Origin of the sequence: Aeromonas ichthyocola, from assembly GCF_046087985.1 — a bacterium.
GTDB classification, from domain to species: domain Bacteria; phylum Pseudomonadota; class Gammaproteobacteria; order Enterobacterales; family Aeromonadaceae; genus Aeromonas; species Aeromonas rivipollensis.
Map to the genome: position 1 here is coordinate 42804 of NZ_JBJSWH010000002.1, position 14584 is coordinate 57387.

The window sequence follows — 14584 nt, forward strand, 5'->3', positions numbered from 1 at the left end:
ACCGTATTGTCATCCAGACTCACTAAAAGTGTCATCTGCCCCCTCTAGGCTGCGCTCAGGTTTTACAAGGAGCGAACCCCAATGAGAAACATGGCAGGACTTGCAGTGATGATAGGCGCCACCCTGGTCGCCGGCTGCAACTCCAACAATGACAGCAGCACCCCGGAGCCCAGCGCCAAAAACGTCATCTTCTTCCTCGGCGACGGCATGGGCCTCAACACCCTGACCGCCGCCCGCATCTACGGCGTGGGGGAAGAGGGCAGCCTCACCATAGACACACTGCCGGAAACAGCCTTCATCAAGACATTCTCCCACGACGCCCAGGTCACCGACTCTGCCCCCTCCATGGCGGCCTACATGACAGGGGTCAAGAGCAACAACGGCGTCATCAGCATGGACAGCGACGCCACCTATGAAAGCGACTGCAGCCAGAGCGCCGGCAAGCCGGTCACCACCTTGCTGGAGCTGGCCAAGGCCGACGGCCGCGGCACCGGCGTGGTCACCAGCACCCGGGTCACCCATGCCACCCCGGCCGCCACCTATGCCCACATCTGCAACCGGGATCTGGAGGCCGACATCGCCGCCCAGCTGGTGCCGGGCGGTGCCGGTTACAACGGCGCCCTGAAAGAGGGGCTGGACGTGGTGCTGGGGGGTGGCAGCAGCTTCTTCCTGCCCACCGCCGACAAGGGCAAGCGGGAGGATGGCCGCAACCTCATCAGCGAGATGCAGGCCAAGGGCTACCAGTTTGCCAGCAACCTGGACGAGCTGAACCAGGCCGAGACGGGCAAGCCGCTGCTGGGGCTGTTTGGCGCCAGCCACATGAAATATGACCTGGACAGGCCCGCCAGCGAGCCCTCCCTTGCCCAGATGACCCTGGCTGCCATCAAGCAGCTCAAGGATAAAGAAAAGGGTTACTTCCTGATGGTGGAGGGGGGCCGCATCGATCACGCCCTGCACGACACCAACGCCAAGCGCGCCCTGCAAGATACCCTCGCCTTCGACGACGCCATCAAGGCCACCATCGACGAGGTGAAGAAGACCGACCCCGAGCTGAAAAACACCCTGATAGTGGTCACCGCCGACCATGACCATACGCTAGTGCTGAACGGCTACGCCAAGCGCACCGGCAAGACCACGGCTGGCAACCCCGGCGTGCTCGGGCTGGTGAAGAACTACGAGACCGGCGAGCCGAGCAAGGACAGCGACGGCATGCCCTACACCATCATCGGCTTTGGCAACGGCTACAACCGGGTGGATGGCCCGCGCAGCAGCGTGGCACCGCTCGACGATGCCACCGTCTCGGCCGACGACTATCACCAGGAGGTGGTGGTCAAGGTGGGCGAGCTAGGCAACGAAACCCACGGCGGCACCGACGTCTTCCTCGGCGCCATAGGCCAGGGGGCTGACAGCTTCCACGGCTCCCTCGATAACACCGCCGTCTTCGGCAAGGTCAAGGCTGCGGCCAAGCTGTGAGGATCATTCCCGTGAGAAAAACCATGAACAAAACCCTGGTGTGCACCGCCCTGTTCGCCGCCATCGGTGGCCTGTCCCAGGCCCAGGCCAGCGACGCCAAGAACGTCATCCTCTTTATCGGCGACGGCATGGGCCCCAGCGTGCTCACCGCCACCCGCCTCTACAAGGTGGGGGAAGAGGGGGATCTCGAGATGATGAAGCTGCCACGCAGCGCCCGCATCAAGACCTTCTCCCACGACGCCCAGACCACGGACTCGGCCCCCTCGATGGCGGCCTACACCACAGGGGTCAAGATGAACAACGAGGTGATCGCCATGAGCAGCGACACCCAGGCCGTGGCACCGTCCAAGGATGCCAACGGCAACAAGGGCATCAACAACTGCACCGGCGACAACGGCACCCCGGTGCCGACCATACTGGAGCTGGCCAAGGCGGCGGGCAAGTCGGTGGGGGCCGTCACCACCACAGAGCTGACCCATGCCACCCCGGCGGCCACCTACTCCCACATCTGCCACCGTGACGCGGCCTACGCCATCGCCGAGCAGGCGGTCCCCGGAGGCGCCGGCTTCAACGCCGCGCTCGGAGACGGGGTGGACGTGCTGATGGGGGGCGGTGCCAACCACTGGACCCCCTACAGCGCCAGCAACAAGGGGGGCCGGGCCGATGGCCGGGATCTCACCGCCGAGCTCAGTGCCCAGGGCTATCAGTACGTCACCACCCAAGGCGATCTCGCCAAGATAGAGAGCGGCAAGGTGCTGGGTCTGTTCAGTGCCAAGTCCCACCTCGACTACGAGCTGGACCGCGTCGCCAAGGGGGCCGCCAATACCCAGCCGTCCCTCTCCGAGATGACCGCCAAGGCGATCGATCTCTTGAGTCAGAACAGCCAGGGTTACTTCCTGATGGTGGAAGGGGGGCGCATCGATCACGCCCTGCACGCCACCAACGCCAAACGATCCCTCACCGATGCGGTGGCGCTGGACGAGGCGGTCAAGACGGCGCTCGGCAAGGTGGACTTGACCGATACCCTGATAGTGGTCACCGCCGATCACGACCACACCATGACCATCAACGGCTACTCCGCCAAGGGCAACCCTGTGCTGGATCTGGTCAAGAATGGCGACGGCTCCACCCAGAACGACGTGGATGGCAAGCCCTTCACTACCCTGGTGTTCGGCAACGGCCCGAACCGCGCGGACCTGCGCCCCACCCTCACCAGCAACCAGGTGATGGGGGATGACTACCTGCAGGAGACAGGGGTCAAGCTGGGCTCAGAGACCCACGGCGGCGGCGACGTGATGCTGTTTGCCGATGGCGCCGGCAGCAGCCGCTTCAAGGGCACGCTGGATAACACCAAGGTGTTCGGCAAACTGCGGGAGGCGCTCGGCCTGTAAGCAGCAGGGGCCCGGTGCATCTGAGCAATATGCCGGCCCCCTGCTCTTTCGAGCGACAGATGATGATGCGACTTTTGCTTCCGTTATGGCTGCTTGGCAGCACCCTCGCCTTCCCCCTCCATGCCGATGACACGTCCCCGGATCTGGCCGCCCGCATCCGCTATCAGGACCGGGTCACCAGCAGCGACGGCATAGCCCGGGAGAACCACTGGCAGGAGAAATGGATACGGGTCGGCAACCAGGTGTGGAGCCAGCGATTGATCCCCCTGCCCCTGGCCCGCGCCTATCACGCCAGCCACGATGCCACTCCGGGCCACAAGCACTTCACCCACCAGATGGCGGCCCGCTGGGTCAGCCGCAGTGATGAGGGGGAGCTGCAACTTCGCTACGCCGACGCCTGGCACAACCAGTTGGTGGAGGTGCCGCCGGAGGAGTATGGCCAGGTGGCCTTTACCGCGGACTGGGCGCGCCTTCGCCATCTCGTGGATCCGGCCCTGCTGCAGGGCATGACCCCCCTCGACGAGGCGGCCCCCGAGCAGGCCCGCTGGTACGAAAAACGCGAGGGCGGGCAGCGCACCCGCATCCTCTGGTCGAGCCAATGGCAGTTGCCCCTGGTGGTGGAGTCCGCGAGCCTGGACGGCTATCGCAGCTACCGGATGGAGGTGACCCTCAAGCCCTTGCCAAGGCAGTTGCCCTGGCAGCAGCTGGGCAGCTACCAGCCCCTGGATCTGCGGGATTTCTTCGACTGACGGCCCAATCCCCCGAATGGGGCGGACTGACAACGCTGACAGGAATGTTACACTCTGAACATTCACTCTGGCTCACGACCTTGATGCGTACTTCCCTCTGCCTCCCTGCTGCTTACCGCCCTGCTCTTGCTGGTAACCCGGTGCCCAGGCCGTGGTGGTGGTGGCCGCCGAGTTGCCCCCCTATGTCATTCGCTCCCATCAGGGCGCCCAAGCGGCATCGCCATCGAGGTGCTGGAGGAGGCGGCCCGCCGCCTCAAGGAGCCGCTGACCATCGAGCTGATGCCGCTGGCCCGCGCCCTCAGCCAGACCCGCCACCGCCAGGATGTGCTGCTGATGCCGCCGGTGCGCAGCCCCCAACGCGAGCCGCAGTTCCTGTGGGTAACGCCGCTGCTCGATGACGAGGCCTTCGTGCTCGTCAGCCATCGCCAGTTTCGGCTCCCCATCACCGGCAAAGAGCGATCCGGCCAAACCTGATCGGGGTGTGCTGCGCTACTATGGTCAAGCATCTGCTCAGCTACCAGCAAGTGGAGCAGGAGCTGGTGGCCGAGAAATCCACAACGCCAGCAAGCTGGCGCATGGGCCGCATTGATGCCTGGGCCGCCGCGTGGAATGCCATCCTGTATACAACCAGCAGCAGGCCGGCTTGCCCTGGCGGCTGGTGCGCGGGGAACCCTGCTGAGCGGGCCAGCTCTATCTGGCCGCCAGCAAGGAGTTCCCCTGCAAGCCGAGGCGCTGCGCTGGCGCAAGGCGATCGAGGAGATGCGCCGTGATGGCAGCCTGGCGCGCATCATCCAAGCAGTACAACTATCAGGCTTCCTGAGTAGTCACTCAATCGCGGTTGCCAAAGCCGGCCAGAATGGTTATGGTATCCCCATGAAAGCGCTCGCTATTTTATCGCATTTGCTCACACCCTGCTGAGCCCCCGCCTCGCCCCGACAGCGAGTCGCTTGGGGGCATGGCATTTTCAATCTGTTTTTAAACCTGTTGCATCCATTTTTTCGACCAGTGTGATGGCCAACCCCGTCATCCTGGTCCTTTAACGCTATTGATAAGGAATACCCCATGCAACAGCCACATCTCGTCATCTCCAATCTGGATCTGGATCGCATCGAGCAACTGCTCGGCAACCACCCGCAACACCTGGCCCTGCAGGAGGAGCTGAACCGCGCCGAGATCCGCGACCCCGCCGACATGCCGCCGGACGTGGTGACCATGAACAGCACTGTGCGCTTCAAGATGCAAAACAGCGGCAACGACTTCTGCCTGACCCTGGTCTACCCGAAGGACGTGCAGGGGGACGAGTCGAAGATCTCCGTGCTGGCGCCGGTCGGCAGCGCCCTGCTGGGCTTGAAGGTGGGTGACAGCATCGCCTGGCCGGGCCCGGCCGGGCGCACCATACAGGTGGAGATACTGGAAGTGGTCTATCAGCCGGAGCGGGCGGGCGAGCTGCACCGCTGATCCTCCCGGGCACCCCTGTTGACCGGCCCGCAGGCCTGCCACGTGCCCAGCCCCTGATCCCGATCAAGCTTTGCCACCAGAAGCGCCCCGGTTCCCGCCCCTTTTCCTGCTGCTGCTTGAGCCTGACGGGGGCGGCAGGTATCTTGTTGGCCGCGCCAGCGCCCTGGCCGCAGATTTCAGGCTGACACCATGATAAAAATTGCCCTCATCGACGATCACCAGATAGTCCGCTCCGGCTTTGCCCAGTTGCTCAATCTCGAACCCGATCTGCGGGTCGTCGCCGAATTTGGCAGCGCCGCCGACGCCCTCGCCGGCTTGCCGGGCAGCGGTGTACAGCTGTGCGTGTGCGACATCTCAATGCCGGATCAATCCGGGCTGGACCTGCTCAGGCAACTGCCCGCCGGCCTCGCCGTGGTGATGCTGTCGGTGCACGACAGCCCGGCCCTCATCGAGCAGGCCCTGCAGGCCGGCGCCAAGGGGTTTCTCTCCAAGCGCTGCAGCCCGGAGGAGCTGATCGCCGCGGTACGCACCGCCGCCCAGGGTGGTTGCTACCTCACCCCGGACATAGCCCACAAGCTCGCCAGCAGCCACAGAGATCCCCTCACCAACAGGGAGCGGGAGGTGGCGCAACTGCTGGCCGGCGGCATGGAGGTGAAGGCCATCGCCGAGCGCCTCGGCCTCTCCCCCAAGACGGTGCACGTGCACCGCGCCAACCTGATGGACAAGCTCAACGTCAACAACAACGTGGAGCTGGCCCACCGCATGCTGGACAGCTGGTGATCTCCCGCCTTGCCAGCTATGTCGCCATCTCGCTGGCGGCCTGCTTCATCTTCGCCGCCGGCTGGTTCTGCCTCTGGAGCATAGGGCTGCATCTGGTGGAGAGCCCGGTGCTGGCGGTGTTGCTGTTCCCCTTCGGGCTGCGGCTGGGCCTGTTGTTGCAGAGCCCCCTCCCCTACTGGCCGCCCCTGCTGCTCTGTGAAGCCCTGCTGCTCCACTGGCTCGATCGGGAGGTGGGCATGCCCCTGTGGCCCCTCATCCTGGCTGGCAGCCTGCTCACCCTGCTGCCGCTGCTCATCGCCCGCCGCCAGCGGGTGCGCGACGACTGGCAGCAACTGCTGGTGCTGCTCGCCACCGTCACTGTGGCGGCGGCCCTGCAATCCCTGCTCTGGCATCTGGCGGGGGAAGATGGCCTCACCGCCCTGCTGCTCACCCTGACCGGCGGCCTGACCCTCACCTCCACCTGCATGCTGATCTGGCACTATCTGACTCGCGCCACCTGGGTGCCGCTCGGCCCTGCGCTGGTGGATCAGCCGGTGGACTGGCGCTTTCGCCATCTGGTCTGGTACCTGCTGCTGTTCGTGCTGAGCCTGGGGCTGCAGCTCGGCCTGCCGGATTCCCTGGTGCGCTTCACCCCGTTTTGCCTCGCCATTCCCATCATGGCCATGGCCTGGCGCTATGGCTGGCAGGGGGCCCTGCTCGCCACCCTGATGAATACGGTGGCCCTGATGGCGGGCCAGGCCTGGCACGAACATCCCCTGGATCTGCTGCTCTCCCTGCTGGCCCAGAGCCTGACCGGCCTGCTGCTGGGGGCCGGCATCCAGCGCCAGCGCGAGCTCAACCAGGCGCTGACCCGCCAGCTCGCCCACAACCGCCAGCTCACCGAGCGGCTGCTGGAAACCGAGGAGAGCATCCGCAAGGAGGTGGCCCGGGAGCTGCACGACGACATCGGCCAGACCATCACCGCCATCCGCACCCAGGCGGGTATAGTGCGCCGCCTCGCGCCGGACAACCCCCATGTCGGCCAGAGCAGCGCCCTTATCGAGACCCTGTCGCTGGGGATCTACGATGCGGTGCGCGGCCTGCTCGGTCGCCTGCGCCCGCGCCAGCTCGACGACATGAGCCTGGAGCAGGCGGTGCGCGGCCTGCTGCGGGAGCTGGAGCTGGAGCGGCGCGGAATCGTCACCCGGCTGGAGTGGGGGCTCGCGGATGAGGCGCTCTCGGACGCCCAGCGAGTCACCCTGTTTCGGGTCTGTCAGGAGGGGCTCAACAACGTGGTCAAACACGCCAATGCCAGCGCTGTCACCATACTGGCCCGCCAGCAGGCCGATCGGGTGCTGCTGCAACTGGACGACGACGGCTGCGGCCTGCCCGAGCAGACGCCCCAGGGCTATGGCCTGCTCGGCATTCGCGAGCGGGTGCAGGCGCTGGGGGGGACGCTGCGGCTCTCCTGCGTCCAGGGGACCCAGCTGACTGTCAACCTCCCCAGCCGCAAACGGGAGGAGTCCCATGACTGATCCAGGATCCAGAAGGCAGGGCGCCCCATGCTGAGCTTTATGAAGAGCCGCCCGGCGGCCCCTCTGGTGCGGGATCAGGCCGAGATCGATGCCAGCTATCGCCATTGGCGCCTCCACATACTGCTGACCATGTACCTGGGCTATGCGGTCTTCTATTTCACCCGCAAAAGCTTCAACTTCGCCATGCCGGACATGCTGGCGAGCGGCATCCTGGACAAGGCCGACATCGGCATGATGTGGACCCTGTTCTACCTCACCTATGGCTGCTCCAAGTTCGTCTCCGGCATCATAAGCGATCGGGCCAATCCCCGTTACTTCATGGGGCTGGGGCTGATGGCGACCGGGGTCATCAACATACTGTTCGGCCTCTCGTCGGCGCTCTGGATGTTTGTGGCACTCTGGATTGCCAACGCCTTCTTCCAGGGCTGGGGCTGGCCCCCCTGCTCCAAGCTGCTCACCAGCTGGTACTCGAGGACCGAGCGCGGCTTCTGGTGGTCGGCCTGGAACACGGCCCACAACGTGGGCGGGGCCCTGATCCCGCTTATCGTCAGCACCATAGCCCTGCAGCACGGCTGGCGCTACGGCATGATAGTGCCCGGCCTCATCGCCATACTGGCCGGGTTGCTGCTGTGCTGGCGACTGCGGGACACCCCGAACACCCTGGGGCTGCCCACGGTCGGGCAGTGGCGCCAGGACGCCCTGGAGATGGCCCAGCAGACCCAGGATGTCGGCCTGGATCCGCGCCAGATCCTGCGCAAATACGTGCTCGGCAACCCCTACATCTGGCTGCTCGCCTGCTGCTACGTGCTGGTCTACGTGGTGCGCACCGCCATCAACGACTGGGGCAATCTCTACATGACGGAGCAGCGCGGCTTCAACCTGATGAGCGCCAACTCGGCCATCTCGATGTTTGAGGTGGGGGGCTTTATCGGCGCCCTGGTGGCGGGCTGGGGCTCGGACAAGCTGTTCAACGGCAACCGTGGCCCGATGAATCTCATCTTCGCCATGGGGATACTGCTCTCTGTGGGGTCACTCTGGCTGATGCCCTTCTTCAGCTACGTGATGCAGGCGGCCTGCTTCTTCACCATCGGCTTCTTCGTGTTCGGTCCCCAGATGCTGATCGGCATGGCGGCGGCGGAGTGCTCCCACAAGGATTGCGCCGGGGCCGCCACCGGCTTCGTCGGGCTCTTTGCCTACATGGGGGCGGCGCTGTCGGGGTATCCGCTGGCCAAGGTGATGGAGATCTGGCACTGGAACGGCTTCTTCGTGGTCATCTCGGTGGCGGCCGGGGTCTCGGCCCTGTTGCTGCTCCCCTTCCTCAAGGCCCAGGCGCCGAGAACCGGAGAGCGGATGGCAGCTGACAAGCCACATCGCCAGCAGAAACAGCCTGGGCCCGGATCGCCGCGCCCTGCTTTTATTCCGGAATTGACCTGCATCAGGCTGCCAGCTGGCAGACCCGGTTCTTGCCCTCCCGCTTGGCCTGATAGAGGGCGTCGATCCGCCTGCCCGAACAGGGTGTCGAGTGCCAGCCCCTGGCAGTGCACCAGCCCCATGCTGACGGTGATGCCTGGATCCCGTCCATGTCCTCGCCGCCAGAGAGCAATGATCTGCTCGCAGCGCTGCTGCTGGCCCGGGCATCCCCCTCGGGCAGCAGCAGCACGAACTCCTCGCCGCCGAAGCGGCTGGCCACCAGATCCCCCTGACCGGCCAGATAGGCACCCACAGCCGCCAGCACCCTGTCCCCCGCCTCGTGACCGTGGCGATCGTTGATCTGCTTGAAGTCATCGAGATCCAGCACCACCAGCGCCCCCTGTTTGGGCGCAGTCACACAGCGCTCCATAAAGCCACGCCGGTTGAGCAGGCCCGTCAAAGGATCCTGGCTCGCCTGCCGGCGCAGGGCCAGGGCCCGGTACTGGGTACAGAGCAGCAGCACCCCGAAGGTGGAGAGGTAGTTGCCCATCAGCATGGAGAGGAAGGGCAACACATTGACCACGTGCGGATCCATCAGCACCCGCACCTCGCCACTGAGCAGGGCCCCCATGCGCACCAGGTTGAAGCCGTAGAGCAGGATATTGACCACGGTAAACACCAGCACGGCCGGCAGGTAGGCCGGATAGCCATGCCGCCAGATGAGAGCGTACAGCCCCCAGCACCATGTAGCTCAGGCAGGCCAGCAGCACCCGGGGGGCAATCCGGCCATCGAAGGCAATGACCAGCTCAGGATCAGCGGCAAACAGCAGGATGAATCCAGCCGCTGGCAGCCAGCCGGGCGGCTGGCGGAAGAAGCGCTGCAGCGCCAGCAGCATCACACATGAAAGACAGGAAGACATTGGCCAGCCAGATCCCCGCCATAGGGGGTCGGCATGAAGGCCTGCAGGGTAAAGAGGCTCTGACCCAGCATGGCAAACAGACTGGACCACCACCAGTACCCCGACGCCGGGAATATCGCTGTGGGTCGACGCGAATGATGGTGAGAGTGAGGAAACCGAGACAATAGCCACCAAGCGCCATGATCATCAGGGTGAATACATCCAGCTTGAGCAGTAGTGAGGCGTCCATACCAGTGCCATGTAGAGAAGGTAACTGAGTATATGAGAAGCGTTTGCCAAGACCCAGAGGTGTCTGAGCGTTTTCTCAATTAAAAACATCTGTTCGCCGGTTTTTCGCGCTGCTATATCACTCGCATCATCCCGTTTTTTGCAGCACTTGGTGGCCAGGTGAGCAACAATTGACAAGCCTGATGGCGGGCCCCATCATGTGTAACAAAATGTATTGAACACAATTTGGGCTTGAACCGGCCATTAGATAGATATGTTGTTTTCATGTGGTTTTATGAGCCGTGCCGCGAGGAAAAAGCGCCACTAACCTATTGAGTCGTCTGACACAATCGGATTTTGGTACATTTTTCACTCAATGAATGGGGAGTAGAATCTCATATGGGGCTTTTGCCTCAATCAAGACAATAATCCTGTCTTGCCTGCTGCCGGATGCAGCAGTCTCTTGTGCCATGGAGTCGCACGGAGCAGGTTCAAGGCCGAACACACTTTCGACAGAGACGTCACTTATGATCAAAAAACTCATTCTCTCTACCCTGCTGCTGTGCGGGCTCGCCAACGCCGCGCCCAGCTCCACCCTGGACGCCGTGCTGGAGCGCGGTGTGCTGCGGGTCGGCTTCGACGCCGGCTATCAACCCTTCGAGATGACCAACAAGCAGGGCCAGTACATCGGCTTCGATGTGGATCTGGCCAAGATGGTCGCCAAGGAGATGGGCGTGAAGGTGGAGTTCGTCAACACCGCCTGGGACGGCATCATCCCGGCCCTGCTGACCGACAAGTTCGACGTCATCATGGGCGGCATGACGGTCACCCCCCAGCGCAACCTGCGCGTCAACTTTGCCGACCCCTACATAGTCGTGGGCCAGACCATAGTGCTGCGCAAGGACAAGGCGGGGGAGATCAAGTCCTTCAGCGATTTGAACGATCCTAAGTACAAGATCGCGGTCAAGCTCGGCACCACTGGCGAGCAGGCGGTCAAGCGCCTGATCCCCAAGGCCACCCTGCTGCAGTTTGAAACCCAGGACGACGCCAAGCTGGAAGTGATCAACGGCAAGGTGGATGCCTTCGTCTACGACCTGCCCTACAACGCCATCTTCGCCTCCCAGAACACCGGCGCCGTGGTGCACCTCGACAAACCCTTCACCTTCGAGCCGCTGGCCTGGGCCATCCGCAAGGGGGATCAGGACACCCTCAACTGGTTCAACAACTACCTGCGCCAGATCAAGGGCGACGGCAGCTACGACCGTCTCTACAAGAAGTGGTTTGAATCCAACGCCTGGCTCAACCAGCTCAAATAACCTCTCAAGGGGCGGTTCGCCGCCCCTTCACGCAGACCCCACACAATAACGACAAGAGAGGTTGTGACAGTGATCAACCCCAAAATCACAAGACAGATGGAAAAACAGCCCAACCTGCTGCTCTGGCACGGGGTCTTCCTGCTGATGCTGCTGGCCGCCATCTTTGGCATCTACAAGGCCGTGCAGGCGGTGGATTACACCTGGCGCTGGGAACGCATTCCCCAGTACATCGCCTACCAGGCCGAACAGAAACAGTACGCAGAATTTGACGGCACAGTGGTGGCTGGCACCACTGCCGCAGAGAAGGGACAACTCTTCCTGCAAGACGATCTCGACCCCAACCGTCGCCAGGCCATCGCCAGCACAGGCGCCCAGGTTGCCGAAGGGGACACAGTCTTCATCGGCGATACGCTCGACACCCAACTGAGCTGGACCGCCGGCCCCATCGCCTGGGGCGTCTGGGTCACGGTCAAGCTTTCCCTGGTCGCGGGCATCTTCGCCATCCTGCTGGGTACCCTGGCCGGCCTCGCCCGCCTCTCCCCCAATCCCGCCCTGCGAAACCTGGCGGTCACCTATGTGGAGCTCATTCGCGGCACGCCGCTGCTGGTGCAGATCTTCATCGTCTATTTCTTTATCGGTACTGTGCTCAACCTCGACAGATTCACCGCCGGGGTAGCGGCGCTGGCCGTCTTCACCGGCGCCTATGTGGCCGAAATCGTGCGCGCCGGCATCAGCTCCATCCACAAGGGGCAGATGGAGGCGGGCCGCAGCCTGGGGCTCACCTCGGCCCAGACCATGCGCTACGTCATCCTGCCCCAGGCGTTCAAGCGGGTCTTGCCCCCCCTGGCGGGCCAGTTCATCAACCTCATCAAGGACTCCTCCCTGGTCTCGGTCATCTCCATCACGGATCTCACCAAGGCCGGGCGGGAGGTGGTCAGCTCCACCTTCAGCCCGTTCGAGGTGTGGTTCACCGTGGCCCTGCTCTACCTGGTGCTCACCGGTACTCTCTCTTTCCTGGTGCGTCGTCTGGAGGTGAAATATGCGCGCAGCAACTGATCCCATTATCAAGGCTAGCGGCGTGGAAAAATTCTACGGCACCGAGGTGCACGCCCTCAAGAACGTCAGTACCCAGGTAGCCGAAGGGGAAGTGGTGGTGATAGTGGGCCCGAGCGGCTCTGGTAAATCCACCTTCCTGCGCACCCTCAACCAGCTCGAGACCATCAACGATGGCCATATCGAAGTCGATGGCATCAGCCTGACCGAGCCGGGCGACGTCAACAAGCTGAGGGAAGAGGTGGGCATGGTGTTCCAGTCCTTCAACCTCTTCCCCCACTTGAACGTGCTGGACAACATCAGCCTCGCCCCCCAGAAGGTGCGGGGGTTGTCCCGCAAGGATGCCGAGGAGCGGGCCAAGGCCCTGCTGCTGAAAGTGGGGCTGTCGAACAAGGCCCAGAGCTACCCGTCCCAGCTCTCCGGCGGCCAGCAGCAGCGGGTGGCCATCGCCCGGGCGCTCGCCATGCAGCCTCGCATCATGCTGTTTGACGAGCCCACCAGCGCGCTGGACCCCGAGATGGTGGGTGAGGTGCTGGACGTCATGAAGGGCCTGGCCCGGGAAGGCATGACCATGGTGGTGGTGACCCACGAGATGGGCTTTGCCCGGGAAGTGGCGGACAGGGTGCTCTTCATGGAGAGCGGCGAGCTGCTGGTGGATGAGAAGCCCACCGACTTCTTCGACAACCCTCCCTCACCGCGCCTGCGCCAGTTCCTGAGTCAGGTGTTGTGACCGCAAGCTTCGACAACCCAGAGCGCCTGCGCCAGTGACTGCGTCAGGTGCTGCAAGGGAAAGAGATACAACAGAGGGAGCCCTGGGCTCCCTCTGTTGTTGAGGCCGATCGGAAGCCCCCCTCAGAAGCGATAACCGGCCATCAGCCCGGCGTAGTGTTGTTCGGGCAGCACTAGGGGGGCCAGGATCCAGCGATCGGTGGCAAAGGCGCCAAGCGCCGCTCCCAGCGCATTGACGCCCGCGTCCAGGGCAGAGAAGTCGCCGTTTCTCGACGCCAGCTCCCCCACCACCCCGATCCCGGTGGAGATCCCGAACCCTATCCAGCCTCTGTGCTCCCGATAGCCGTAGTGATCGGCCACAGCCGTGAAGCCTGCCCCCATGGCCGCGCCCCCCGCGAAATGACTCAGCTCGCTGTTGAAACTGTCATTGGCCTGCGCACTCGCGCTCAGCAGGCCGAACATGACACACAGATGAACCGCTCTCATTCTTCCCTCCACTGGCGACACCCTGCCGCCCCTGGCAACCTCGTTCTCCCAGTGTATGCGAGGCCCCGCCGGACGACGGGTACCGTCCAGAGCTGACTCATCCAGGGCTTATCGCCAACGGCCAGGCTTTGTCAGCAAAAACAAGCCATTGGATCTCGGTACCGGTAGCGGCAGGCACACCTGGGTCATCAAATGTTAATGAATTTTTAAATCCATTCGGTATGCTGGAACCCAACTGGTCCAACCGGATGCCTCACATGGATGTGCAACTTCTGCTGCTCTACCTCTCCCCTCTCTTTCTGGCCTTCGTCGGCTGGGAGATGCTCTATCTGCGCAAACACGGGGCAGCCTTTCCCACCGCCACCTACCAATGGCGGGACCTGTTCGCCAACGCCGCCCTGGCCCTGATGCACCAGGGGGGCGATGCCCTGGCGGCCATCGCCATCGCCTACCTCTATGAGGGTCTGTGGGGCTGGCGACTGTTCGACATAGAGCTGAACCTCTGGAGCCTCTTGCTGCTCTTCCTGCTGCAGGATCTCTGCTACTGGCTGTTCCACTTCGCCAGCCACCATGTGCGCTGGCTCTGGGCCTCCCACGTGGTGCACCACAGCTCGGAGCGGCTCAACCTCTCCACCGCCTTTCGCCAGAGCCTGATGTACCCTGTCTCCGGCATGTGGCTGTTCTGGATCCCCATGATCCTCATCGGCTTCCCCCCCGAGGCCGTGGTCGCCACAGTGCTGCTGAGCCTGGGCTTTCAGTTCTTCGTTCACACCCAGGTGGTGGGCAAGCTGGGCTGGCTGGAACGGGTCTTCAACACCCCCTCCCACCACAGGGTGCACCACGCCAGCAACCCCAAATACATAGACCGCAACTTCGCCGGGGTGCTGATCATCTGGGATCGGCTGTTTGGCACCTTCGTGGAGGAAGACTTGGGCGAGCCCTGTCGCTTCGGCATCACCAAGCCCGTCCACAGCTTCAATCCCCTCACCCTCACCTTCCACGAGTGGCGCGACATGCTGCACGACGCCCGCGGCCTGCCCTGGTCAGAGAAGATCAAGGTGCTGTTTGGCAAACCGGCGGGCCCGGGGGGTACCTGAG

14 protein-coding genes and 1 pseudogene are annotated in these 14584 nt (G+C 63.6%); 13 read left to right on the top strand and 2 right to left on the bottom strand.

Going from position 1 to position 14584, the window contains the following annotated elements; translation table 11 throughout:
- Positions 1 to 81 precede the first annotated feature (81 nt).
- The 8 genes and pseudogenes from ACF2JD_RS04975 to uhpC form a co-directional block, all read left to right on the top strand.
- Positions 82 to 1473 carry an alkaline phosphatase gene (locus ACF2JD_RS04975; protein ID WP_371158544.1) on the top strand — a complete coding sequence of 464 codons (1392 nt, stop codon included), beginning with the start codon at positions 82 to 84 and terminating at the stop codon, positions 1471 to 1473.
- Positions 1474 to 1496: 23 nt separating this feature from the next.
- Positions 1497 to 2864 carry an alkaline phosphatase gene (locus tag ACF2JD_RS04980; protein ID WP_440986905.1) on the top strand — a complete coding sequence of 456 codons (1368 nt, stop codon included), beginning with the start codon at positions 1497 to 1499 and terminating at the stop codon, positions 2862 to 2864.
- Positions 2865 to 2926: 62 nt separating this feature from the next.
- Complete coding sequence (locus ACF2JD_RS04985; RefSeq protein ID WP_440987205.1) at positions 2927 to 3613, top strand: hypothetical protein; 687 nt, start codon at positions 2927 to 2929, stop codon at positions 3611 to 3613.
- 228 nt (positions 3614 to 3841) lie between these two features.
- Entirely contained in the window at positions 3842 to 4087 is a 246-nt protein-coding gene (locus ACF2JD_RS04990; RefSeq protein WP_440986906.1) for a hypothetical protein, read from the top strand.
- Between the two features lie 588 nt (positions 4088 to 4675).
- Positions 4676 to 5071, top strand: a complete 396-nt coding sequence (gene rnk, locus ACF2JD_RS04995) for a nucleoside diphosphate kinase regulator (RefSeq protein ID WP_025327497.1) — start codon at positions 4676 to 4678, stop codon at positions 5069 to 5071.
- A 189-nt stretch (positions 5072 to 5260) separates the two neighbouring features.
- Positions 5261 to 5851, top strand: coding sequence for a transcriptional regulator UhpA (gene uhpA, locus ACF2JD_RS05000; RefSeq protein ID WP_139437025.1), 591 nt, complete (start codon positions 5261 to 5263; stop codon positions 5849 to 5851).
- Complete coding sequence (uhpB, locus tag ACF2JD_RS05005) at positions 5848 to 7365, top strand: signal transduction histidine-protein kinase/phosphatase UhpB (protein ID WP_425934686.1); 1518 nt, start codon at positions 5848 to 5850, stop codon at positions 7363 to 7365. The genes uhpA and uhpB overlap by 4 nt, the downstream gene beginning before the upstream one ends.
- A 27-nt stretch (positions 7366 to 7392) precedes the next feature.
- Positions 7393 to 8712, top strand: a pseudogene (uhpC, locus tag ACF2JD_RS05010) (MFS transporter family glucose-6-phosphate receptor UhpC); the annotation flags it as partial.
- 88 nt (positions 8713 to 8800) lie between these two features.
- Here uhpC and ACF2JD_RS05015 read toward each other — a convergent pair.
- Positions 8801 to 9460 carry a diguanylate cyclase gene (locus ACF2JD_RS05015; RefSeq protein WP_440986907.1) on the bottom strand — a complete coding sequence of 220 codons (660 nt, stop codon included), beginning with the start codon at positions 9458 to 9460 and terminating at the stop codon, positions 8801 to 8803.
- Positions 9461 to 9494: 34 nt separating this feature from the next.
- Here ACF2JD_RS05015 and ACF2JD_RS05020 point away from each other — a divergent pair, with 34 nt between their 5' ends.
- The 4 genes from ACF2JD_RS05020 to ACF2JD_RS05035 all read left to right on the top strand — a co-directional run bounded on the left by ACF2JD_RS05020 (position 9495) and on the right by ACF2JD_RS05035 (position 13001).
- Positions 9495 to 9680 carry a hypothetical protein gene (locus tag ACF2JD_RS05020; RefSeq protein ID WP_440986908.1) on the top strand — a complete coding sequence of 62 codons (186 nt, stop codon included), beginning with the start codon at positions 9495 to 9497 and terminating at the stop codon, positions 9678 to 9680.
- 749 nt (positions 9681 to 10429) lie between these two features.
- Entirely contained in the window at positions 10430 to 11218 is a 789-nt protein-coding gene (locus ACF2JD_RS05025; protein WP_162520050.1) for a transporter substrate-binding domain-containing protein, read from the top strand.
- Positions 11219 to 11314: 96 nt separating this feature from the next.
- A complete protein-coding gene (locus tag ACF2JD_RS05030; protein ID WP_440986909.1) occupies positions 11315 to 12274 on the top strand; it encodes an ABC transporter permease subunit in 960 nt (319 codons plus the stop codon).
- Entirely contained in the window at positions 12258 to 13001 is a 744-nt protein-coding gene (locus ACF2JD_RS05035; RefSeq protein WP_163149812.1) for an amino acid ABC transporter ATP-binding protein, read from the top strand. The genes ACF2JD_RS05030 and ACF2JD_RS05035 overlap by 17 nt, the downstream gene beginning before the upstream one ends.
- Positions 13002 to 13123: 122 nt before the next feature.
- On the opposite strand, the gene ACF2JD_RS05040 is transcribed toward ACF2JD_RS05035, so the two are convergent.
- Positions 13124 to 13486: a hypothetical protein gene (locus ACF2JD_RS05040; protein WP_106886385.1), complete on the bottom strand. Its 363-nt coding sequence runs from the start codon at positions 13484 to 13486 to the stop codon at positions 13124 to 13126.
- A gap of 257 nt (positions 13487 to 13743) precedes the next feature.
- Between ACF2JD_RS05040 and ACF2JD_RS05045 the strand changes: the two genes are divergently transcribed.
- Positions 13744 to 14583: a sterol desaturase family protein gene (locus ACF2JD_RS05045; protein WP_440986910.1), complete on the top strand. Its 840-nt coding sequence runs from the start codon at positions 13744 to 13746 to the stop codon at positions 14581 to 14583.
- Position 14584: the final 1 nt, after the last annotated feature.

Bases quoted from the DNA above. Each gene is read 5' to 3' on its own strand.
- ACF2JD_RS04975 (WP_371158544.1), top strand. From the start codon at position 82: ATGAGAAACATGGCAGGACTTGCAGTGATGATAGGCGCCACCCTGGTC.
- ACF2JD_RS04980 (WP_440986905.1), top strand. From the start codon at position 1,497: ATGAACAAAACCCTGGTGTGCACCGCCCTGTTCGCCGCCATCGGTGGC.
- ACF2JD_RS04985 (WP_440987205.1), top strand. From the start codon at position 2,927: ATGATGCGACTTTTGCTTCCGTTATGGCTGCTTGGCAGCACCCTCGCC.
- rnk (WP_025327497.1), top strand. From the start codon at position 4,676: ATGCAACAGCCACATCTCGTCATCTCCAATCTGGATCTGGATCGCATC.
- uhpA (WP_139437025.1), top strand. From the start codon at position 5,261: ATGATAAAAATTGCCCTCATCGACGATCACCAGATAGTCCGCTCCGGC.
- ACF2JD_RS05020 (WP_440986908.1), top strand. From the start codon at position 9,495: ATGAGAGCGTACAGCCCCCAGCACCATGTAGCTCAGGCAGGCCAGCAG.
- ACF2JD_RS05025 (WP_162520050.1), top strand. From the start codon at position 10,430: ATGATCAAAAAACTCATTCTCTCTACCCTGCTGCTGTGCGGGCTCGCC.
- ACF2JD_RS05030 (WP_440986909.1), top strand. From the start codon at position 11,315: ATGGAAAAACAGCCCAACCTGCTGCTCTGGCACGGGGTCTTCCTGCTG.
- ACF2JD_RS05035 (WP_163149812.1), top strand. From the start codon at position 12,258: ATGCGCGCAGCAACTGATCCCATTATCAAGGCTAGCGGCGTGGAAAAA.
- ACF2JD_RS05040 (WP_106886385.1), bottom strand. From the start codon at position 13,486: ATGAGAGCGGTTCATCTGTGTGTCATGTTCGGCCTGCTGAGCGCGAGT.
- ACF2JD_RS05045 (WP_440986910.1), top strand. From the start codon at position 13,744: ATGGATGTGCAACTTCTGCTGCTCTACCTCTCCCCTCTCTTTCTGGCC.